Source organism: Paenimyroides baculatum, from assembly GCF_008629655.1.
Lineage (GTDB): Bacteria > Bacteroidota > Bacteroidia > Flavobacteriales > Flavobacteriaceae > Flavobacterium > Flavobacterium baculatum.
Genome location: NZ_VWSG01000001.1, coordinates 72,695 through 95,326 on the forward strand (window position 1 = coordinate 72,695; position 22,632 = coordinate 95,326).

The 22,632-nt window shown below is 36.5% G+C and carries 26 protein-coding genes; 5 read left to right on the plus strand and 21 right to left on the minus strand.

Annotation, left to right across the window (positions count from 1 at the left end):
• Positions 1-12: 12 nt before the first annotated feature.
• The 3 genes from F0460_RS00345 to F0460_RS00355 are packed head-to-tail and all read left to right on the plus strand — an operon-like array spanning position 13 to position 1,300.
• Positions 13-573, plus strand: a complete 561-nt coding sequence (locus tag F0460_RS00345; RefSeq protein ID WP_150009330.1) for a LemA family protein — start codon at positions 13-15, stop codon at positions 571-573.
• Between the two features lie 4 nt (positions 574-577).
• On the plus strand, positions 578-946 hold the full coding sequence (locus F0460_RS00350) for a hypothetical protein (protein WP_150009331.1): 369 nt from the start codon (positions 578-580) through the stop codon (positions 944-946).
• A gap of 3 nt (positions 947-949) precedes the next feature.
• The gene (locus tag F0460_RS00355; protein ID WP_150009332.1) at positions 950-1,300 is read left to right on the plus strand and encodes a hypothetical protein; all 351 of its coding nucleotides are present in this window, start codon (positions 950-952) and stop codon (positions 1,298-1,300) included.
• Between the two features lie 115 nt (positions 1,301-1,415).
• Here the strand turns inward: F0460_RS00355 and F0460_RS00360 are convergent, their stop codons facing one another.
• Entirely contained in the window at positions 1,416-2,450 is a 1,035-nt protein-coding gene (locus F0460_RS00360) for an LLM class flavin-dependent oxidoreductase (RefSeq protein ID WP_150009333.1), read from the minus strand.
• A gap of 142 nt (positions 2,451-2,592) precedes the next feature.
• Between F0460_RS00360 and F0460_RS00365 the strand changes: the two genes are divergently transcribed.
• Together F0460_RS00365 and F0460_RS00370 are read left to right on the plus strand one after the other, a co-directional pair.
• Positions 2,593-3,225 (plus strand): outer membrane beta-barrel protein, encoded by a 633-nt coding sequence (locus tag F0460_RS00365; RefSeq protein ID WP_150009334.1) that lies wholly within the window; start codon positions 2,593-2,595, stop codon positions 3,223-3,225.
• Positions 3,226-3,231: 6 nt separating this feature from the next.
• Positions 3,232-3,813 (plus strand): porin family protein, encoded by a 582-nt coding sequence (locus tag F0460_RS00370; protein ID WP_150009335.1) that lies wholly within the window; start codon positions 3,232-3,234, stop codon positions 3,811-3,813.
• A 19-nt stretch (positions 3,814-3,832) separates the two neighbouring features.
• Here F0460_RS00370 and F0460_RS00375 read toward each other — a convergent pair whose 3' ends face one another.
• From F0460_RS00375 to F0460_RS00470, 20 genes are all read right to left on the minus strand, one after another.
• Positions 3,833-5,020, minus strand: coding sequence for an oxygenase MpaB family protein (locus F0460_RS00375; protein WP_150009336.1), 1,188 nt, complete (start codon positions 5,018-5,020; stop codon positions 3,833-3,835).
• 72 nt (positions 5,021-5,092) lie between these two features.
• Positions 5,093-6,466, minus strand: coding sequence for an NADH-quinone oxidoreductase subunit N (locus F0460_RS00380; RefSeq protein ID WP_150009337.1), 1,374 nt, complete (start codon positions 6,464-6,466; stop codon positions 5,093-5,095).
• A gap of 19 nt (positions 6,467-6,485) precedes the next feature.
• Positions 6,486-7,889: a complex I subunit 4 family protein gene (locus F0460_RS00385; protein ID WP_150009338.1), complete on the minus strand. Its 1,404-nt coding sequence runs from the start codon at positions 7,887-7,889 to the stop codon at positions 6,486-6,488.
• Between the two features lie 10 nt (positions 7,890-7,899).
• On the minus strand, positions 7,900-9,771 hold the full coding sequence (gene nuoL / locus F0460_RS00390) for an NADH-quinone oxidoreductase subunit L (protein WP_150009339.1): 1,872 nt from the start codon (positions 9,769-9,771) through the stop codon (positions 7,900-7,902).
• Position 9,772: 1 nt separating this feature from the next.
• Positions 9,773-10,093, minus strand: a complete 321-nt coding sequence (gene nuoK / locus F0460_RS00395) for an NADH-quinone oxidoreductase subunit NuoK (RefSeq protein ID WP_150009340.1) — start codon at positions 10,091-10,093, stop codon at positions 9,773-9,775.
• A 1-nt stretch (position 10,094) separates the two neighbouring features.
• Complete coding sequence (locus tag F0460_RS00400) at positions 10,095-10,601, minus strand: NADH-quinone oxidoreductase subunit J family protein (RefSeq protein WP_150009341.1); 507 nt, start codon at positions 10,599-10,601, stop codon at positions 10,095-10,097.
• Between the two features lie 2 nt (positions 10,602-10,603).
• Entirely contained in the window at positions 10,604-11,143 is a 540-nt protein-coding gene (locus F0460_RS00405) for a NuoI/complex I 23 kDa subunit family protein (protein WP_150009342.1), read from the minus strand.
• 12 nt (positions 11,144-11,155) lie between these two features.
• A complete protein-coding gene (gene nuoH / locus F0460_RS00410; RefSeq protein WP_150009343.1) occupies positions 11,156-12,187 on the minus strand; it encodes an NADH-quinone oxidoreductase subunit NuoH in 1,032 nt (343 codons plus the stop codon).
• A gap of 2 nt (positions 12,188-12,189) precedes the next feature.
• A complete protein-coding gene (locus F0460_RS00415) occupies positions 12,190-13,212 on the minus strand; it encodes a 2Fe-2S iron-sulfur cluster-binding protein (protein WP_150009344.1) in 1,023 nt (340 codons plus the stop codon).
• A 10-nt stretch (positions 13,213-13,222) separates the two neighbouring features.
• On the minus strand, positions 13,223-14,587 hold the full coding sequence (gene nuoF, locus F0460_RS00420) for an NADH-quinone oxidoreductase subunit NuoF (RefSeq protein ID WP_150009345.1): 1,365 nt from the start codon (positions 14,585-14,587) through the stop codon (positions 13,223-13,225).
• 18 nt (positions 14,588-14,605) lie between these two features.
• Positions 14,606-14,953 carry a VOC family protein gene (locus tag F0460_RS00425; RefSeq protein WP_150009346.1) on the minus strand — a complete coding sequence of 116 codons (348 nt, stop codon included), beginning with the start codon at positions 14,951-14,953 and terminating at the stop codon, positions 14,606-14,608.
• Positions 14,954-14,974: 21 nt separating this feature from the next.
• Positions 14,975-15,508: an NADH-quinone oxidoreductase subunit NuoE family protein gene (locus F0460_RS00430; protein WP_150009347.1), complete on the minus strand. Its 534-nt coding sequence runs from the start codon at positions 15,506-15,508 to the stop codon at positions 14,975-14,977.
• A gap of 3 nt (positions 15,509-15,511) precedes the next feature.
• Complete coding sequence (locus F0460_RS00435) at positions 15,512-16,750, minus strand: NADH-quinone oxidoreductase subunit D (protein WP_150009348.1); 1,239 nt, start codon at positions 16,748-16,750, stop codon at positions 15,512-15,514.
• A 10-nt stretch (positions 16,751-16,760) separates the two neighbouring features.
• On the minus strand, positions 16,761-17,282 hold the full coding sequence (locus tag F0460_RS00440; RefSeq protein WP_150009349.1) for an NADH-quinone oxidoreductase subunit C: 522 nt from the start codon (positions 17,280-17,282) through the stop codon (positions 16,761-16,763).
• A 1-nt stretch (position 17,283) separates the two neighbouring features.
• A complete protein-coding gene (locus tag F0460_RS00445) occupies positions 17,284-17,835 on the minus strand; it encodes an NADH-quinone oxidoreductase subunit B (protein ID WP_150009350.1) in 552 nt (183 codons plus the stop codon).
• Between the two features lie 14 nt (positions 17,836-17,849).
• Complete coding sequence (locus F0460_RS00450; protein ID WP_150009351.1) at positions 17,850-18,215, minus strand: NADH-quinone oxidoreductase subunit A; 366 nt, start codon at positions 18,213-18,215, stop codon at positions 17,850-17,852.
• 175 nt (positions 18,216-18,390) lie between these two features.
• On the minus strand, positions 18,391-19,782 hold the full coding sequence (locus F0460_RS00455) for a di-heme oxidoreductase family protein (RefSeq protein WP_150009352.1): 1,392 nt from the start codon (positions 19,780-19,782) through the stop codon (positions 18,391-18,393).
• A 35-nt stretch (positions 19,783-19,817) separates the two neighbouring features.
• Entirely contained in the window at positions 19,818-20,900 is a 1,083-nt protein-coding gene (locus tag F0460_RS00460) for an imelysin family protein (protein WP_150009353.1), read from the minus strand.
• Between the two features lie 24 nt (positions 20,901-20,924).
• Positions 20,925-22,214, minus strand: a complete 1,290-nt coding sequence (locus tag F0460_RS00465) for a porin (protein WP_150009354.1) — start codon at positions 22,212-22,214, stop codon at positions 20,925-20,927.
• 135 nt (positions 22,215-22,349) lie between these two features.
• Positions 22,350-22,544, minus strand: a complete 195-nt coding sequence (locus F0460_RS00470) for a cold-shock protein (RefSeq protein ID WP_091517786.1) — start codon at positions 22,542-22,544, stop codon at positions 22,350-22,352.
• Positions 22,545-22,632 lie beyond the last annotated feature (88 nt).

Below are 22,632 nucleotides of genomic sequence, written 5' to 3' on the forward strand. Positions count from 1 at the left end.
ATAAAACAAATTATGGAAAATTTATTGGCACTTTTAATTGTTGTAGCTCTTGTGGTTGCTTTAGTGGGCGGCGCAATTGCCATTTACAACCGCTTGGTTTTTTTAAACAATAATACCGACAAGGCTTTTGCGAATATCGATGTGCTTTTGAAACAGCGTGCAGATGAAATACCGAATCTTATCGAAGTTGTAAAACAGCACACTGGTTTTGAACAATCGGTTTTAGAAAAACTTACCAAACTGCGTACCGATTTTCTGAATGCAACACAAAGCGATGAAAAAGTTGCTATTGCAAACGAAACAGCGGGTGCGTTGAAAACGGTTTTTGCTGTAAGCGAAAATTATCCCGAATTACAGTCAAGCCAAGCGTTTAATAATTTGCAGAACCGAGTTTCAGGAATCGAAGATGCCATTGCCGACCGTCGCGAACTGTTTAACGAAACGGTAGCTTTGTACAATACCGGCATTCAGGAATTTCCCAATGTGATTTTTGCAGGAATGCTGCGTTACAACAAGCGTAATTTTTTACAGATTACCGAACAGGAAAAAGTGTATAACGGCGTTAAATTCTAACAGAATGATTGTTGATTTTTTAAGATATTTAGAAACCGAACCGGGCATTTTGGTGTTTATTGTCGCCTTTGGAATAATTCCGTTGGCAATTGTTATTTATCTGGTGGATACATTTCTAAAAGCAATTGGACTACGCGTTTTTGCCGAAAAAATGGGAACTTTGTTTGCCTTGCCAATTGGTGTTACGTGGTTGGCGGGTTTTGTGTTGTCTATGCTGTTTTTTGCATCGGGCGTAAGCAGTTTAAAAGTATTGTTTATTTTAATTGGATTGTTTATTATCTGTTTGATTTATTCTGTATTAAATTTCAATGAATTAAGCGGGTTTATTGGCGAAAAGAGTAATTCCATACAAAAATTAAAGAAGAAGAGCTGATTTATGGGAGAAAAAAAACTCTGGAATAGCTTAATAATGATTCCTACAATAGGTTTTGTTTTGATATCCTTTTTTATATCTACAGCAATTTATAAATATGGAGCTAAAGAGATTTATTATATAGATTCAACTCAAGCTATGAATAAATTTTTTTATAATATAACTTATTATTTTTTCTCATTTGGAATAATAGTTCTATTTAGCTTAGGAATAATTGGCTTAATCTATTTAATAGTAATGAGAAAGTTATTGTTTTCTAAAAATTTCTTTATATATTTTATAGTATTACTACTAATATATATTTGTTCTATAAAAGTAGATATAAATGGATATTTGAATTGGTTTTTCGATTAAAATAAATAAAATTCACCGCTACCGAACGAATTCTTTGCTGTGGTAGTTAGTCCACAAAGTAAATAGCTGTATTAAAAAAATCGCTTCTAATGTTTTTTCATTAGCAGCGATTTTTTTATCTCAAAGCCTTTCTAACTTCCGGAGCTACTTTAGTTCCAAACAATTCAATAGATTTCATAAGCATATTGTGATCTGGGTCGCCAACATCCATCTGTCCTACAAAACGGGTATGACCAAACCATTCGTGCTGTTGCAGAATTTTATCGACCACCACATTTGGTTCGTTCATAAAATAAGCGCCTTCCGGTCGGGTTGTGTTTAAAAATACCTCTTTGCTAAAAGGTGCCCAACCGCGATCTTTCCCTATATGATCCATCTGTGCCGCATAAAACGGAAAATATTCGTCTTTTATGCTGCTGGTAGCTCCCACAAAAGTGTGCGAATTAATTCCCAACTGTATTTTTGCTATATCATGACCTGCAGCCAAATAATTCTCTTTATAATAATCAACCAAAGGTTTAAAGTTAATCGGCATTCCGCCAATAATGGCAAACATGATCGGCAAACCCAATCGTGCCGCACGAAGAACCGATGCCGGTGTACCACCAACAGCTATCCAAACAGGTAATTTATCCTGAAATGGTTTAGGATACAGATTTACATTCTGCAGGCTTTGAGTCAAACGCCCGTTCCAGTTAATATCTGTGCCGTTTTTATCAATCAAATCCAATAAAAGCATCAGCTTGTCTTCAAACAACGCATCGTAATTATCCAAACTAAAACCAAAAAGCGGAAACGATTCTATAAAACTGCCGCGACCCGCCATAATGTGCGCTCTACCTTTTGATATTTGATCCAACATACTGAAATCTTCGAACAAACGCACGGGATCACTCGAACTTAAAACCGTTACTGCCGATCCTAATTTTATGTTTTTTGTAACTGCCGCCGCTGCACTTAAAAACAATTGCGGATTGGTTACGCTGTAGTCTGCACGGTGGTGTTCGCCCATTTCAAAAACATCTAAACCAACTTCGTCTGCCAGTTTAACCTGTTCCAGCATTTCGGTAAATCGTTGATGAGGTGCCTTGAGTTGTTGCGTTTGCGGATCTAACCTTAAATCGCCAAACATCGATATTCCTAGTTCCATATTTTCTAATTTTTAGTAAAGTTCGTAAAATAGTTGTGGATTCTGCTTAATGTAGTGCAAGAAGTTTCTTTATGGTAATATCAAAAGAAAATAGTATATTCGGCTCATAAACATTTATTAACATACATTTAAACTACTACTTATGAAAAAAGTTATAATGCTGTTGGCAGTTTGTGCTTTTGGTTCGGCAAATGCGCAGGTTTCTTTTAAACCGGGAGTTAAAGCAGGATATTCTGCCTCTACCGTTACTGGAATGGGTGGAGAATACCGAAGCAATTTTTATTTAGGTTTATACGGTAATTTAAAATTAACGCGTATTTACAATATGCAATTTGAGATGATGTATTTACGCCAAGGTGTTGATAATATTCAGTCTTATAGATATGATGATAATACCTACCAATATGTTAAAGGAAGACAGGGCAGTGTGCCGTTAGACTATTTATCTTTAAACCTTATCAACAAGTTTAATTTTGATAAATTCAGCATGCATGTGGGACCGGGAATTGATTTTCTAGTGTCGGAACATACAGCAACCAATAATTATAATACTGTAGGAGGTAATTATTATGAGCCTTTGTATTCACATAACAACGGAGTTGATTTAACTTTTAACTTCGGGTTGGGATATAACATTACCGAAAATTTTGGTATTGAAGCTCGCATGCGTCAGGGAATTATTGAGCCTATTTATTCTAACGCAAGTATATATTCAGATTATTCAGCTAATTTAAACCGTTCGTTTATGGTTGGTTTAACATATACTTTTAAATAAAAACACATGCGAAAAATTATTTTTTTAGGGTTGATGGTATTTGGTTTTACTACAGTCCATGCACAGAAAGAATTCAAAGCAGGCTTAAGAGGCGGCTTAAATATTTCTACGATTGAAGATATTGAAGCATCACCTAAAACTGGTTTTTATGTTGGTGCATTTGGAAATATTAAATTTACAAAGTTTTATTCGTTACAGCCCGAACTGAATTTTTCTATGCAAGGTGCAAACGATGTTCTTTTAAGCGATCGATATTTTCCTGAAACAAATGGAGGAAAAGCCGATGTTCCTTTGAATTATTTAGGTTTAACCGTTATGAACAAGTTTAACTTAAAATCGTTCTTTTTACAGGTAGGTCCGTCGTTAGATTTGCTGTTAACAGAAAGCAGGTACAATAATAACAGAGCCGATTTATCACTTAATCTTGGTTTAGGATACGATATTACCGAAAATTTATCGGTTGAAGGAAGATACAAAGTGGGTGTTGCCGATGTAATAGAGGATGATGTCTATTGGCTTTTTTATTTTGGTGATATAAATTACAACAGTGTTTTCCAAGTTGGTTTAACGTATAAGTTTAATAAATAAAAGATGCTTTAAGCATCTTTTATTGTTTTTTCTCTTTTCGATACAAATCCCAAACGTCTTCCTGTTGTTTTCTTCCTCTTAAAGCAATTTTTATGTATGATTTTGGATTGCTTTTCGCTCTTTTATCGAAGTATTGGTTAATGTTATTCAACAATAAAATCCAATATTTACCTTTAGAGTAGGGAAGTCCCAATGCAGAACGACTTTCGGCTCCCAACAAAACTTCGTTATAACCAATGTTTGTTTTTTGCACAAACCATTTCATAAACGAATTATTGGTAAACGAAACCATTTTGGGTTCTTCGTACAACGCGTAAGCCAAATCTTTAGAATCCTGATCAATGCCTTTTTGGGTTTTGCTCCACAAGTAAAGCTGTTTTGCGGCTTCTTCGCCTGTATCGGGTAATAATTCCAGCGGAATACCTAAAAGATAGCCTACGTATTTCCAAAGGTGTAAAACGGCTAAAAATTCTTCATTTGTCGGCGGAAGTTTTAATTTCGATAATCCGTCCATAAAAGCGATCGAAAAACCTAAATTAGTTGCCAGCATATCCCACAAATTAATCGGTCTGCCCCAAAGTTGCGGTTTCCAGGCAGTCGATTTTTCAATGTGTAAGCGCGAATAAGAGTGAATTAATCTTGTAGTTAATATCGAATAAATACCTTTTTGTTGAGGTTTTAATCCATTAACGATTGTAACATTCATCCAGAAATCAACCGTATCAGCCAAACGTTTTACAGCACCTTTATGCAATGCTTGTGTAAAAATTAGCGGTTTGTTAATTGCCGATGATTCGTATCCGCCCATTAAACAATAGTTTCGCAAAACCGACAATGCCGATGTACCGCAACGATTACAGTATGTCGCCGCCAGATTAATCAAATCGAAATTTACCCAAGTTGGAATATCGGTCAGTTGTTTGAAAAGTTCTTGTGTAGCTTCAGAAAGATTTTGTTTGTTTGAAGGATGCATAGAAAAATCGCGATGCAACATTCCAATAGCTTCGCCAAACCGTTTGTTGGTAAAATATTCTTTTGCTACGGTATCGCCCAATTCATCAACCTGAAAATACAACGGAATCAGTTGCTCGCTTTCTTCTAAAGAAACTTTCGGAAGTAATTTTGGTAGTAAATTATGGTTGGTAGGTTTCCAATAACTTGAAAAAGAATTGTTGTTTTCGGTAATATATCTTTCGGGAAATTTCATAGTTTAAAGATATAAAAAAAGGTTGATTTGGACTTCAAATCAACCTTTAGTAAAGTAATCAATTAACTAAAATTAAAATAAATCTATTATTATTGACGGGCAAAATCCGATAATTAGATTAATGATGATGGCTGCAACTGCAACCGCCGAATACATAAAGTTCTTTTGATAAACCGTATGTGTATCGGCATTTTTATAAGTGAACATTACAATAATTACTTTTATGTAATAGTAAATACTGATGATTGATGTAATTACTGCGGTAATAACCGTAATGTAGAAACCTTGTTTTAAAGCTTCGGTAAACAAGAATAGTTTTCCAAAGAATCCTGCTAAAATTGGTATTCCTGCCATTGACAATAAAGCTAACGACAATGTAATTGCCAAGACCGGTTTGTGTTTTGCAAATCCGCGGAAATGAATAACCAATTCTTCTTTTTTATCCTGACATACATATAAAATAACGCTGAACGCTGCAATACCTGAAATTGCGTAAGCTGCCATGTAATAAAACAAATAAGGTTCTGCTGTTTTACCTAATAAAATTGCCATTAACATAAAACCGGCATGAGAAATACCCGAATATGCCATAAGGCGTTTAATGTTGTTTTGTTTTAATGCCATTACGTTACCAATTATTAATGTGGCAACAATTAAAAAGGCAATTAAGTTTACAAAGTTTGTTGGCATTGCAGGGAAAAATACCTCGCTTAATTTGTAAAACGCAGCAACCGCAGCAACTTTTGCCAAGGTACTCATAGTAGTTGTTGTAAGTAATGGCGATCCTTGGTAAACATCGGGAGCCCAGAAATGAAATGGGAATGCTGCTATTTTAAACAATAAACCAACCAACATCAACGTAAAACCTACGGTGAACCATTTAGGCATTGCCAATTGTGTACTTGCCAAAACAATCTGATGCATATCAAACGTAGCTGTTGCTCCGTAAATCAAGGCAATTCCGAACAAAATAAATCCTGAAGCGAAAGATCCCATTAAGAAATACTTCATTCCGGCTTCGTTGCTTTTTATGTTTGTTCTGTCGCTTCCTGCTAAAATATATAAGGTGATCGATAAAATTTCCAAACCTAAAAAGAACATTACTAAGTTTCCGAAAGAAACCATACAGTAAGCGCCAATCAATAAAAATATTTTTAAAGAAGTGTAGTCAGATATTTTATCGTACTGTTCTTTGTAGAACGACTGCCCCAAAGCAACAATGAAAAACGTTAAAACAATAAATAACGAGTTGAATAAAACCGTTGATTTGTTTACCACAATCATGTTGTTGTAGAAAGAATCAACCGAATTAAAATCGCATATATTTAAACCCAACGCCACCAATAAACCAACCAAGGTTAGTGGTACAATAGTTTTGCGCAGGTTAAAAATTTCTAATACTAATATAAGAACCGCTAAAGATGCTAAAGCTATTAATGTACTCATAGTTTAATTTTTCTATGTTCTATTGAATAAATAAATCGGTTAGTAATTTCGGATAGATTCCCAAACCAATTAAAACCACACAAATAACCGCTAAAACAAAATATTCTTTTGTAGTTACTTCGGCAAAAACCTTGTTTTCTGTGCTTCCTAAAACGGCATTCTGAAACATTTTAAGCATGTAATACGCTCCAAGAATGATTGATGTTCCTGCAAAAACTGCATACAGTAATTCTTTTTCTGATAATGCGAACAATAAGGTAAATTCTCCGATGAATCCGAAAGTTCCTGGTAAACCGATTGATGCAAACATAATGATCAAAAAGAATGTTGTGAATTTAGGAGCTTGTGAACGAATACCGCCCATTTCCTTAATTTCGTACGTATCGTATCTTTTGTAAATGATATCGGCAAGATAAAACAAACCAACCACTACAAAACCGTGAGCAACCATTTGAATAATGGAACCTTGATAACCTGTGCTGTTTCCAACATAAGCACCTGCGGCAACCAAACCAACGTGCGCCATTGACGAATATGCCAATAAACGTTTTAAGTTGTTAGATCGTAATGCGATTAACGAAGCATAGATAATTCCGACAATACAAAGAACGATTACCGTTTTTAATATGTTTTCAGACACATTTCCTGCAATCGGCATTTGCCAGCGTAAAATTGAATAGATACCCATTTTTAGCATGATACCTGAAAGTAACATCGTTCCAATTGTTGGAGATTTTTCATAGGTGTTTGCCTGCCATGTGTGTAACGGGAAAACTGGAATTTTAATTCCGTATGCCAAAAAAAATGCCAGAAAAATATAGTTTGCTTCTTTGGTTGATAACACTACTTTTGAAAGATCGCTCCAAGCAAAACTTCCGGTTAATGTGTATAGGTAAGCAAAAGCCGCCAACATAAACAACGATCCTGCGAAAGTGTACATGAAAAACGTTACCATTACGCGTTTGCGTATTTTCCATTCGTCGCTTCCCCATAATAATCCTATAAAGAAAATAGGTAACAACGCTAATTCCCAGAAAATATAGTAAACCAAACCGTCTTGCGCCAAAAACGTTCCTGCCATAGCAAATGCCATGAACAAAACCAATGAATACAACTGGTTTGCTTTTGAATATAACGTATTGAAAGATGCCAAAATAATAATCGGCAATAACAACGTTGTAAGCAATAACATAGTTAAGCTTAATCCGTCAACCACGAACGATAAAGAGATGTTCGGGTTCGAAATCCATTGTTGGGTAAACGAAACATCGTTACCGTTTAAATATTCGCCTGTTAAAATTAAAGCAATTACGGCGTTAATTAAACTGGTTACTAAAGCTGTTTTAGCTGCATTTTTAGAATTTGATGCCAATGTAGCAACAGCTCCCAAAACATAAATAAGTAAAATAATAATACAATTCATTGCCATAATTTTAGTAACACATAAATAAATAATACAACAAGCCACAAACACCAATTACAAAGGCAAATAAATACAGACCAATGTTTCCGTTTTGTGCTTTTTTACCCTGATATGAAAGTTCAGACGGAACGCGTCCAAAACTTAAAACAATACCGTTGATTAATCCGTCGATTTGATTTTTAAAGAAAGATCCAAAGAAATTCAACGGATGAACTATTAAAGACTGATAGATATCGTCTAAATAATATTTGTTTGCAAACAATTTCTGCAAGCCCGAAACATTGTTGTCGTTCACAGGTACTTGTTTGTTTTTAATGTACTTAAAGTAAGCAACCATTAAACCAACCAATGCACCAACAACAGCCAAGCCCATTAACATATATTCGGTTGTGCCTAATACATGCGGATGCGATGCGGCGTTGTTTTTAATTACTGGTTTTAAAAATTCGTTCAACCAACTGTTCCCCGGAATACTGATTAATCCGCCAACTGCTGCCAATACTGCTAAAATAATTAAAGGCATTGTCATTGCAGACGGACTTTCGTGTAAGTGGTGCTCCTGCTCTTCGGTTCCTCTGAATTTGTTAGAGAAGGTTAAGAACAACAAACGGAACATATAGAATGCAGTTAATATCGATGCTAAACTCGCAACAACCCATAATACGATGTTATGGTGGAATGCAGTTAATAAAATTTCGTCTTTAGAGAAGAAACCTGATAACGGAGGAAATCCTGAAATTGCAATGGTTGCTATAAAAAACGTAGCATACGTGATTTTCATGTGTTTCTTTAATCCGCCCATGTGGCGCATATCTTGTTCGCCGCCAATTGCGTGAATAACCGATCCCGATCCCAAGAACAAACATGCTTTAAAGAATGCGTGTGTAATTACGTGGAAAACGGCAACTTCGTAAGCACCCAAACCTAATGCCAAAAACATTAAACCTAATTGCGATACGGTAGAATATGCCAATACTTTTTTAATATCGTTCTGAACTAACGCAATCGTAGCCGCCATTAAAGCAGTTGCTGCCCCGATTATTGCAATGATGTGTTGAACATCCGGAGTTAAATCGAACAAAAAGTTTAAACGCGTAATCATAAAGATACCTGCCGTTACCATGGTTGCCGCGTGGATTAAAGCCGATACAGGTGTTGGACCCGCCATTGCATCTGGTAACCAAGTGTAAAGCGGTAACTGAGCACTTTTACCTGTTGCTGCAATAAAGAATGCCATAGTTGCAATGCCTAAAGTAGGTGCAAGGAAACTTTGTTCTTTTAATTCGATAAAGTCTAATGTGTGAAATAAATAGCCTGTTACGAAAATTCCGACTAAAAAGCCTAAATCACCAATACGGTTCATTATGAATGCTTTTTTAGCAGCGTTGTTGTAATCTTGGTTTTTATACCAGAAACCAATCAATAGGTACGAGCATAAACCAACACCTTCCCAACCAATGAACATCATTGCCAAGTTACTTCCTGTCACTAAAATCAACATGAAGAAAACAAAAAAGTTTAGGTAAGTAAAGAATTTAGAAAAATTCTCGTCATGGCTCATATAGCTTGTTGAATACAGATGGATCAATGTTCCGATACCTGTAATAAATAGCAGCCATAAAGCGGCTAACTGATCAAAATAAAATCCGAAATCAATTGAAAAATAATTGAATTTCATCCATTCGAACAAAACAATCTTTACAGGTTCTTGCGATCCTTGAATGTAAGCGAAAAATAAGCATGAAGTTACAAATGAAGCTGCAATAGCCATTGTTGCAATAGTACCCGATACTTTTTTGCTTAAATGTTTGCCCCAAAATCCGTTGATTAATGTACCAACCAAAGGGAAAATCAATGTAAGTAGTAATATAGTTGTACTCATGCTATCCTTTTAATTTTTTAAGTTTATCAATATCAATCGATCCTATATTTCTATAAATCGCAACCAAAATTGCCAATCCAATCGCTACTTCGGCAGCAGCAACAGCCATTGTAAAGAATACGAATACCTGTCCGTTTGCATCTTCGTGATAAGTAGAAAAAGCAACTAAAAGCAGGTTTGCGGCGTTCAGCATAATTTCGATCGACATGAACATAACAATTGCATTTCTGCGATATAAAATACCAAATGCACCAATACAAAACAGTAATATGGCTAGGTAAATGTATTGGTCTATCCCAATTTGTTGTAAAACTTGTTCCATATTATGCTGTTTTTTTCTCTTTTTTAGAAATTAATACGGCACCAATCATCGCCATTAACAATAAAATTGCAGCCATTTCAAACGGCACTACAAATTCGTTCAATAACACTTTTCCTAAAACCTGAATGGTTTGGAAATCTACACCTGTATTTGTGTATGTTTCTAATGCCGGAGCCGTTTGTGCTAATGAACTTACCAAAAAGAAACCGATCAAACAGAAACAAACCGTAGCAACGATTTTTGTTACGATAGGTTTTGCAATTTCATCGCTTATGTTCAAATTCATTAACATAATGGTGAACAACATTAAAATCATAATGGCTCCAGAATATACAATGATATGAACCATTGCCAAAAACTGTGAGTTTAATAAGGCATAATGACCTGCAATACTGAAAAAACAGATAACCAACCAAATGGCACTGTGTATAGGGTTTTTAGAAAGAATGGTTAAAAACGCGCTTCCTAAAGTAACAGCCGAAAGAATGTAAAATAAAATCTCTATCATTTTTATTCTGATTTTGCTGTGTTGTTAATAGCTTGATCTAAAGGCATAACCAATTGTTCTTTACCAAAAATAAAATGCTCGCGATTAGTATCAGCCTTTACAATTTTTTTAGAGGTTGTAAGGTAAATCGCCTGTTTAGGGCAAGCTTCTTCGCACAAACCACAGTAAATACAACGCAACATATTAATCTCGTATATCTCGGCGTATTTTTCTTCGCGGTATAAGTGCAGTTCGTCAGCAGTACGTTCACCAGCTTTCATGGTAATAGCTTCGGCAGGGCACGATAGCGCACACAAACCACAAGCTGTACAACGTTCTCTACCTTCTTCATCGCGCATTAGCATGTGCTGACCGCGATAAACCGGACTGAACGGACGTGTTTCTTCCGGGTAACTAATGGTAACTTTCTTTTTAAACAAGTGCTTAAAAGTAGTTGCCATACCGCCTGCAATTGCACCAATATACAAACGTTCGCCAAGTGTCATTTCTTTATTAGAAACTTGCTTTTTTCTTCCCGATAAGGATGTATTTTGAATTGACATAATTTCTGTTTTTTAGCGATTTAATAATAATACAACCGCAGTAACCACAATGTTTAATATTGCTAACGGAATTAACGTTTTCCAACCTAAATTCATTAACTGGTCGTAACGGAAACGTGGAATGGTCCAACGTACCCACATGTACAAGAATATAAAGAAACAGATTTTACCAAACAGTACAGCAATACCAATAATGTTGGCGATGTTTTCGCCCCAGTTTTCGGCTGCCCACGTCATACCCGGATAATTGTAAGCTCCTAAATAAAGAACCGCCAATAGGGTAGAAGAGATAAACATTGCCGCATACTCTGCAAACAGGAAGAATCCCATTCTCATAGACGAATATTCTGTGTGGTATCCACCAATTAACTCTTGTTCACATTCAGCCAAATCAAAAGGTGTTCTGTTTGTTTCTGCAAACGAACAAATCAAAAATATGAAAAAGCCTAATGGTTGATAAAAGATATTCCAATGCATTTCGTGTTGACCTGCTGCAATATCGCGCAAACTCATAGAGCTGTGCATCATTAAAATAGCAACGATAGACAATCCCATGGCGATTTCATACGAAATCATTTGAGATGCCACACGCATAGCACTGATCAGCGAATATTTGTTGTTAGATGCCCAACCACCAATCATAACTCCGTACACACTTACTGATAATACCGCAAATACATAAAGCATTGCTACGTTGATATCAGCTGCCTGTAATACTACTTTTCTACCGCCAATTTCTAATGTATCTCCCCACGGAATTACCGCCGACGTCATTAATGCCATAGTCATAGATATGAACGGACCAAATACGAATAAGAACGTATTAGGGGTGTTCGGCATGAATTCTTCTTTCGCAAAAAGTTTTAAACCGTCTGCCAAAGGTTGTAAAATTCCACCCGGACCTGCACGGTTTGGACCTCTACGGTCTTGAATCCAAGCTGCAATTTTACGCTCTGCTAGTGTACAGTACATGGCAAAAAGCATAGTAATTGCGAAAACGGCTACAATGATTACACCTTTTTCTATAATAATTGCTTCTTCCATAATTAACTGTTTTCTGCGTTTTTATATGGAACTTCTGTCATACTAATTTTCTTACGATCTTGATCTCGACCTTCTAAAATTTGCTTTTCGGTATGGATGGTAACATTATCCATTTTACGGGTATAGTTGTTTTGATTGATAACCGAGAATTTTTCGAATTTTCTTGGACCTTCAATAACCCAGTCTGATACTTCTTTATGATCGAAACGACATTCGTTGCAAATGAATTCTTCTACTTCATGATACTCATCTTTACGAGCCGTAACACGTTGAATTTCGTTACCGAACATCCAAACGGTAGTTTTTCCGCAACATTTATCGCAGTTTCTGTGTGCATTAAATGGTTTGTTAAACCAAACACGCGATTTAAAACGGAAAGTTTTATCTGTTAACGCACCAACCGGACAAACATCAATCATGTTTCCAGACATTTCATGATCAATAGAAGCCGAAATGTAAGTTGAAATCTGTGCGTGATCACCACGATTCATAACCCCATGATTTCTACTGCCACAAACTTGCTCTGCCGTATGTACACAACGATAACACAAGATACAACGGTTCATGTGAAGCTGTATTTTATCGCCGATATTTTCAGGTTCGAATGTTCTTTTTTCTTCTTTAAAACGTGTTTTACCCAAACCGTGTTTAAAAGATAAGTTTTGTAGATCACACTCACCAGCCTGATCACAAACAGGGCAATCTAACGGGTGGTTGATCAATAAAAATTCTGTAACCGCTTTACGGGCATCTAATGCTCTGTCTGAAGTTTTCACTTTAATCTCCATTCCGTCCATAACGCCCGTTTTACACGATGGCATCATTTTAGGCATTGGACGCGGATCTGCTTCGCTACCTTTTGATACTTCTACCAAACAGGCACGGCAGTTACCACCGGTGTCTTTTAATTTTGAATAGTAGCACATTGCAGGCGGTACCACATCGCCACCAATCATACGGGCAGCCTGTAGTACGGTTGTACCTGGTTCTACTTCTATTTCTATTCCGTCTATTGTAACTTTCATAATCTTTCTATTAAACGGTGGTATTTTGCATTAAATGTTTCACTTTTTCGAAAGGCTCATTTACAAAATGATCTCTGTTTTTAATTTTTTCAGGGAAACGAATATGATATTCAAACTCGTCTCTGAAATGACGAATAGCGGCAGCAACCGGCCAAGCAGCAGCGTCACCTAACGGACAAATCGTGTTTCCTTCAATTTTAGCCTGAATGCTCCACAATACATCGATATCTTCTTCTGTACCCTGACCGTTTTCTATTCTCCACAAGATTTTTTCCATCCAACCGGTTCCTTCACGACAAGGTGAACATTGTCCGCAACTTTCATGGTGATAGAATCTTGAGAAATTCCAAGTGTTTCGAACGATACAAGCGGTATCGTTATAAACGATAAATCCGCCAGAACCTAAAGATGATCCTGTTGCAAAACCACCATCTGCTAACGATTCGTAGGTCATTAAACGATCTTCGCCGTTAGCTGTTTTAAAAATTAGGTGATTAGGAAGAATAGGAACCGACGATCCGCCAGGAATTAATCCTTTTAACGGACGATCATCAATCATTCCACCACAATATTCATCAGAATTCATGAATTCATCAACGGTCATACCCATTTCGATTTCATAAACTCCCGGTTTTTTAACGTGACCAGAAACAGAAAATAATTTTGTTCCAGTAGATCTACCTAAACCAATTTTAGAATAGTCTTCGCCCGAATTCAATAAAATCCAAGGCACCGACGCGATCGATTCCACATTGTTTACAACCGTTGGGTTTTGCCATAAACCTTTAACAGCAGGGAAAGGCGGTTTAATACGCGGGTTTCCACGCTTGCCTTCTAACGATTCTATTAAAGCGGTTTCTTCTCCGCAGATATAGGCACCTCCTCCACAATGAACGTGAAGATCCAAATCGAAACCTGATCCTTTTATATTTTTACCCAACCAACCGGCTGCGTAAGCTTCTTTTATTGCGCGTTCCAAGGTTTTGTAAACCCACATGTATTCGCCACGAATGTAGATATATGAAAGGTTTGCACCTAAAGCAAATGACGAGGTAATCATTCCTTCGATCAATAAATGCGGAATGTATTCCATTAAATATCGATCTTTAAATGTACCTGGTTCAGATTCATCGGCATTACAAACCAAATGGCGTGGATTTCCTGATTTTTTGTCGATAAAGCTCCACTTTAAACCAACAGGGAAACCTGCACCACCACGACCACGCAGACCAGAAGTTTTTACTTCTTCGGTAATATCGTCGGGGTTCATTTTTAATGCTTTTTCTACAGAAGCATATCCGCCATTTTCACGATAAACATCGTAAGTTTTAATACCCGGAATATGGATTTTTTCAAATAATATTTTTTGTCCCATAGTTTTTCAGTCTGTCAGTTATTCCGTCCAAACGGCAATTTCATAGCCGTCTAAATCTGTAAATTGAAAACGTTTACCTCCCGGAAAACTGAAAATATCTTTTACGATAGTACCGCCGGCACTTATCACTTTATTTTTACTTGCTTCAATATCTTTTGAATAAAGAACGATTAAAACAGTTCCTTTTACCGGTTTGCCTGTGGTAAATCCACCATCGACATAATCTCCTTCAAAGGCTGTATAATGTTCTCCATAATCTGTGAATTTCCAGCCAAAACATTCTGTGTAAAAATTCTTGGCTTTAACAATATCCTTTGAAAGGAATTCAATGTATTGTATTTGCTCGTGTTTTAGCTTTGTATCCATACTAACTTTACTTTTAAAATGTTATTTATCGTGTAAAGTTATTTTTCCTTCTTTACAATCGGCAATTAGCTGATCTACTTTTTGTGTGGTTAAATGTTCGTGGTAAAAATCGCCCAACTGTAACATTGGAGCATAACCACAAGCACCTAAACATTGTACACCAACAACAGAAAATAATCCGTCTGCTGTTACCTGACCTGGTTTTACGCCTAATTTTTCGCAGGCATAATCCATAACATCTTCGGCTTTATTAATAGCACAACATGATGTTACACAGAATTCTAACATGTACTTTCCTACCGGTTTTTGGTTGAACATGGTATAAAATGTAACCACTTCGTAAACTTCGATAGGCGTAATGTTTAAAAATTCGGCAGCTTTGTTTTGCAATTCTACACTTAACCAATTGTCGTGTGCATCTTGCAATTCGTGCAATACCGGAAGTAATGCCGATTTTTGTCTTCCTTCGGGATAATGACTAATTAACTCGTTGATACGTTCTGTTAACGCCGGAGTTATATTAATATCTTGATGGTATCTTTGTAATGTTTCCATAGGTTAACAATCTAATTCGCCTGCAATAACGTTCATACTTGAAAGGGTAATAATAGCATCAGACAAGCTGCGCCCTTTAACAATTTCGTTATATGCCTGGTAATATATAAAACAAGGTCTGCGGAAGTGTAAACGGTAAGGCACGCGGCTACCGTTGGTAATCAGGTAAAAACCTAATTCTCCGTTTCCGCCTTCTACAGAATGATAAACTTCTGTGTTTGGAACCGGAATTTCGCCCATAACAATTTTGAAATGGTAAATTAAGGCTTCCATATTGTTGTAAACATCTTCTTTTGGTGGAAGGTAATAATCAGGAACATCGGCATGGAAACCTCCTTCTGCCGGCATTTTATCCAAAGCCTGACGGATAATTTTCATACTTTCCCAGATTTCTGCATTACGAACACAAAAACGATCGTAACAATCGCCATTTTGTCCTACAGGAATATCAAATTCAAAATCTTCGTAAGAACAGTAAGGACTTGCCACACGAATATCGTAATCAACTCCGGCAGCGCGTAAATTAGGACCAGTAAATCCGTAAGCAACTGCTTTGTCTGCATCTATTGCACCTGCACCAATGGTACGATCCATAAAGATACGGTTACGCGAAAGCATGTTTTCAAACTCTGTCCAAACGGCTGGGAATTCAGCTAAAAATTCATCGATTTTTCTCCATGCAGTTTCGCTCCAATCACGTTCAAAACCACCGATTCTTCCCATGTTTGTCGTTAAACGTGCACCACAGATTTCTTCGTAGATTTCGTAGATTTTTTCACGGTACTGCATTACGTATAAGAAACCAGTTAATGCACCGGTATCAACACCCATTACAGAACTACAAATGATATGATCGGCAATACGGGCTAATTCCATGATAATAACACGCATGTATTGTACGCGTTTTGGAATTTCGATACCCAACATTTTTTCAACCGTCATCCACCAACCTGTATTGTTAATTGGCGATGAACAGTAGTTTAGACGATCGGTTAAAACGTTGATTTGATAAAACGGACGGTTTTCTGCAATTTTTTCAAAGGCGCGATGAATGTATCCAACGGTTCCTTCGCCATCGATGATTTTTTCACCATCCATTAAAAGGATGTTCTGAAAAATTCCGTGGGTTGCCGGGTGTGTAGGACCTAAATTTAAAATAGATAATTCTACACCATCTTTTTCTTTTGTTTCCAGGATTTGTTTCTCAAATCGCTTTTCCGGAACTAATAATAAATCTGACATAGTTTTCGTATTAACAATTAGGACCAGTTCTACCAAAGAAACGGTCGTCTTTATCGGTTCTACCTTGATCTTCTAAAGGAAATTCTTTTCTAAGTGGGAAAGATTCCATTTCATCCATATTTAAAATACGTTTTAACTGCGGATGATTTTTAAATATAATTCCGTAAAAATCGTATGTTTCACGTTCTTGCCAGTTTGCAGCAGGATACAATGGAACAATACTTTCTACTTCGGGATTGTTTGCCGGTAAAAATACTTTTACACGAACACGTATATTATCGAACCAATTGTGTAAATGATACACTACACAAAACTGACGGTCTTCTTCGTAATCTGGGTAATGAACTCCGCAAACATCGGTTAAAAAGTTAAAGTTCATAGAAGGATCTTCTTTTAAGAATTTAATCACTTCGAACGATGCTTCTTTTTTAACTTCAAACGCCAACATATCGTGTAAAATATGAAAGTTTTCTACTTTTGGAGTAAACTGCTGGCTTAAGGTTTGCTGAATGATTTCGTTTGTTAAGCTCATGTTATTTAATGTTATATGAGTTTAATAAATCTTTGTATTCATCGCTGCTTCTACGGCGAACCGATTCGTTTTTAACGATGTTTTGCAGTTCAATGATTCCGTCTAAAATCTGCTCCGGACGTGGTGGACAACCAGGTACGTAAACATCAACAGGAATTACTTTATCAATACCCTGTAAAACCGAATACGTATCAAAAACACCACCTGTACTTGCGCAAGCACCAACGGCGATAACCCATTTAGGTTCTGCCATTTGTTCGTACACCTGACGTAAGATCGGAGCCATTTTTTTAGCGATGGTTCCCATTACTAAAAGCATATCTGCCTGGCGAGGTGAGAAACTCATACGTTCTGATCCGAACCTGCCTATATCGTAAGTAGCAGCCATTGTTGCCATGTATTCGATACCGCAGCAAGATGTTGCAAAAGGTAACGGCCACATAGAATTGGCACGAGCCAAACCTACAACTTCACTTAATTTTGTTGCAAAAAAACCTTCGCCAGAAAAACCATCGGGCGGAGCAACTTGTTTTATATTTGATGGATTACTCATAATTAATTCTGCATTTATTCAAACTCTAATCCCTTTTTCTTAAACTCATAAAGTAAGCCTACAATTAAAAGGAACATAAAAATGCCCATTTTGTATAAGCCTTCCCAACCTAGTTCCATGAAATTTACTGCCCAAGGATACATGAAAATCACTTCCACATCGAACAAAACAAAGAGAATTGCCACTAAAAAGTAGCGAACGTTGAAAGGAACGCGGGCATTACCGAACGATTCTATACCACATTCAAAGTTTATATCTTTATTTTTAGATGCTTTTTTAGGGCCTAAAAAACCTGAAACAATAATGGTAACAAAAACAAAACCCGCTGCCAGACCAAGCTGCATAAGGATCGGAATTAAATCTAACTGATTTGATTGCATGTTGTTTGGTGCATTAAATTTTCAAACCTCAAATATAATTTTTTCGGCTCGTATAAAAAACCCAATTGTTTTTAATTGTTAGGCATTTTCACGGTTTAAGGTTAATTTATAATGGTTTTAAATAAAAAAAGAGAAAAACTTTTGTTTTTCTCTTTTTTAGGTAATCTGTGCTTTTTTATAAAGAATTGATAAATTTAAGCAGTGCTTCGCGATCTTCTTTAGAAAGTTTCTTGAAATTCTGTTTTGCGTTTTCTGCTTCGCCTCCGTGCCAAAGTATCGCTTCGGTAATGTTTCTGGCGCGACCATCGTGTAAAAAATGTGTATGATTATTTACAACGAAAGTTAAACCAATTCCCCATAAAGGTCTTGTTTTCCATTCGCGTCCGTTTGCCAGAAAATCGGGTCTGTTATCTGCCAAACCTTCGCCCATATCATGTAACAGCTGGTCGGTGTAGGGGTAAAAAGTTTGAAAAGACAAAGCTGAAATTTCACTGAAACCTGTTTGCTGTTTTGGCGTGTGACAGGTTGCACATTGCAAATCGGCGAAAAGTTTTGCGCCTTTTCTAACATCTAAATCTGCAATATTTCTTGGAGCGGGAACGGCCAATGTTCTTGTGTAGAAAACCGCGTTGTGCAAAATTTTATCAGACAATTCGGCATCATCGTTTAAATGATCGTTTCCGTTTGATTGGTCGTGACCGGTTTCTTGCGGAAAAACATAATTGGTAATGCCCATGTCTTCTACATAAGCCGCTGCACATTGTATCAATAAATTGGGTGCGTTTGCCTTCCATCCAAATTTACCAATTTCGGTTTGTTGTGTCAGCGGATTCCACACGTAATTCAATCTTCCTGAAATACCATCGCCATTGCTGTCGTTAATATCTTGTGAGTTGATCAAATCGTTATCAGAAATCAATTCTAACAAACCCAACCCAAAAACCGGCGGTGCAATTCGGGGTGATAAAAGCGCATTGTCAGGAAATGATATATAGGGATTAGTTACGTTAAAAATAGGTTTTCTTAAGTAAAAAATGGTTCCGTCTGCCAGTTTTTCTGCAATTTCTTCGTACTGAACCGTGTATTCTGCTTCGGGTTGAAAATTAAAGATTGCCTGATTTTGAATTTGAAGTCCGAAACCATTTACAGCAATAGGATTTCCGTTTGAACCACTTCCGGGTAAACTGGTACGCAAAAGTAAACCGCTACGAGCTTGAATATTTTGCGGATGTGCTGCACGACCATCTCTTGGATGACAACTGATACAAGACGAATTGTTGAAAATTGGTCCTAAACCCGAATTAATGTTTGCCGGTGCGGTAACAAAAACCGATTCAAAATCAATGTCGCCTTCTAAATGCCTACTTAATTCACTGCCCGATAAATTGGGTGCAGGCGTACTGTACCCGTTACTTGTATTTGAAAAAATAGTAGTTTTTCCGCCTGCATATAATCTTTCTGTCAAATCCGGAAAATCCTTACCTGTAACGTCAACATATTCGTTATCGTCGCCACAACTTTGAAACAGAAAAATCAATAAAAACGAAAAAACTACTTTTTTAAACATATTCAACAACAACCTTTTAAACTTTAAAGGTTAAATTACTTTAAATTATTAACCACGAACGGTTTCAAATCTGCCTGTAAAACAGTGTGTAAAGCGTTTACTTTTACCTGTGCTGCCTTAACCTGATTTCTGTTATTGAAGATCGCATTTGAGAATGTACCCGGAATAGCATCTAACCCCATAATTGCTTCATTAATAGCATTTTTAATTTTAGCATCTAACGCCGGGTCTTTAGCATTAACCAAAGTACTTAAACCTTTACCGTTACCAACACCGTTTGCAGTACCTAAATAGATATTCTGAATGCTTCGCATGTTATCAATAAAATCTGTTTTTGAATTGTTGCTGAAACGAGATTCTTCTAATTCTGCATTTGGAGTAGATCCTTCTGAATTCAAGGGATCTTCTATTTTTCCGTTTGCAACTTCATCAGCAATAATAATCAAACCTTCGGTTATTTCTTCTAAAACCACTGTGTAAGAAGGGTAGGCGTTTGGCGATGGATTTATAAAATTATCTACAAAGTTTCCTGCAGATGCAATCCAACCGTTGTGTAATTTCTGGGTATTGTTGTGTAAATCTTGTGTAGCAGCCTTTAATAGTTCAAGCTGTCTTGGTGTTAACTGATCTACTTTTTTTGTACCATTTTCGCCCCAAAGTAAAAATTCGATAAGGTGAAATCCGCGAGCTTCGTTGTTATTTTCCAAAGTTGCGACTGTAATTGGCGATGAACTGTTTAAAATGTCGTTCATTGCAGTAACATCAACCGGCCAAGTATCCATTGCAGGATCAATTCCTTCGGTATCAACAGGTCCGTATAAAAAACCTTCCGATTGTTCCCAATAAACACGGGTTTCCATCCATGCATTTTTAGCTTTGGTTAAATTTTCGGCAGTCAACGATGTTGATAATTGAGTAACCGCAGTGTGTAAAGCAGCAGCTTTCTGGTTTAAGTTGCTGTACGTATTAATAATAATGTTGTTGGATGTGTTGGTAACAGCTTCTTTCAGCGTTGCTGTTTCTACTGGATCAACCGTAGGTTCGTCGTTATCACTACAAGATGCAATTGTGAATGCCGTCATTGCCAAAGCAACCGATTTTACTAGATAATTTTTCATAATTTTTACTGTAAGATTTTAATTTTAGAATGAAAAAGCAATACCCATAGAAAAGGTATTTTCTTTTTGTTTTTTGCCCGAATTTATTAAGGTAACAGGATCGATATGGTCTGATCCCAATGTTCTGCTCTGATATTGAATTTTTGCTACTACATTTTCACTGACGAAATAGTTGAAACCGCCGGTAACAGATTTACGTTCCCAACGAGGTTTTCTTACAACAGCACCTTCGGTTTTAAACATGGTGTCGTAGTAGTCGTAGCGTACAAAAGGATAGATTTTTTGTTTTGATTCTGGTTTTAGAAGATGTAGAATTTCGTAACCTATTTCTGCTGATGCACCAAGAGCTTTTTTGCCGACAGGTGTACGTTTAACGCCCAAATTGTTAGATAATGTAGCATTTTTACGTGTAACGATATCAGAGTTTTCTAAATCGCCATACAAACCAATGGAGTTAAAACGTAAGTGGTTTTCGTTATAAGTAACATGACCCTCCACGATTTTTACGTAAGACGATGTCTGCATGTCGTTTTTAGGACGGTTCGCAGCTGCATCGTTCACATATAATGCAGCACCCGCAAAAGTGTTTTTATGGGATCCGAATTTGTAGTCAAGTCTTAAAGTATAGGCAAAAGATTCACCTACAGTCATATCAAAACGAGTTTGGTGTCCGTCTCTGATCCAACCGCGCGAGCTGAAACCGGTAGCGTCTAATCCGTTTGTTACAGAAACTTCGTATAAGAAACGTTCTTTTAAAAATTTACCATAAAACTGCACACCGTTTTCGTACCAGCCTAAAGGTAAAATTTCATTTTCCATTTCTTGTCTGTGGGTAGTAAAATAACTGGTTGGTCGGTCTAAATTCTGCGCCAATCCAAAATGAATCTTCATTCTTCCGGCACGAACATTAAAGTACGATTTTATACTGAAATCAATATAGACCTGTTCCAATTTTACCTCGCCGCCCGATTCTATTTCCTGTTCGTATTCACCAAATTCTTCCTGCGTGTCAAGATCTATGGTTGATCCCGTACCGCCGTGTTCGAACTCAATTTCGGTTTTCAGTTTAATTTTGTCTGTAAATTCGTACCCTAAATATAAATTCAAACGTTCCGCGTCAAACTTGTCTTTTATGTTTAAATCGGTATCGTATTTTGGGAAACTGTAGTAGTTGATTACACCGTAACCAGAAAGTGAAAAACGAGACCAGCTTAAAAGTGACTGCTCGGTTTTTTGTTGTTCCGGTGTTTTTTCCTGTGCTGTCCCTAACAGCGGAATACAGAAAAAGATTAAATGCCATAATCTTAATTTCATCTTAAAATTTTCAGCAAATGTAAATAATATTTATTTAGATTGGTTAAAAATAGATAAAATATTTTAACAAAAAAACACCTACATTATGCAGGTGTTTTTACTTGGAATTAAATATATGTTGTTAACTAACGTATATTATAAAACAACAACGTCAGTTGCGATTTTCCCTTTTTTTCCATCAGATTCAACGTAGTTTACTACATCTCCATCTTTTAACTCTCTTGATTTAAGTCCAGAGATGTGAACGAAAATGTCTTGACCTGTTGTTTCGTCTGTAATAAATCCAAATCCTTTTGATTCATTGAAGAACTTTACTGTACCTGTTCTCATTGTAATAATAATAAAATAAATTAATAATGGTCAAAGATAAACTTTTTATTCTGTTTTCAAAGTTTTTGAGGTTTAATTTTATAAAAAA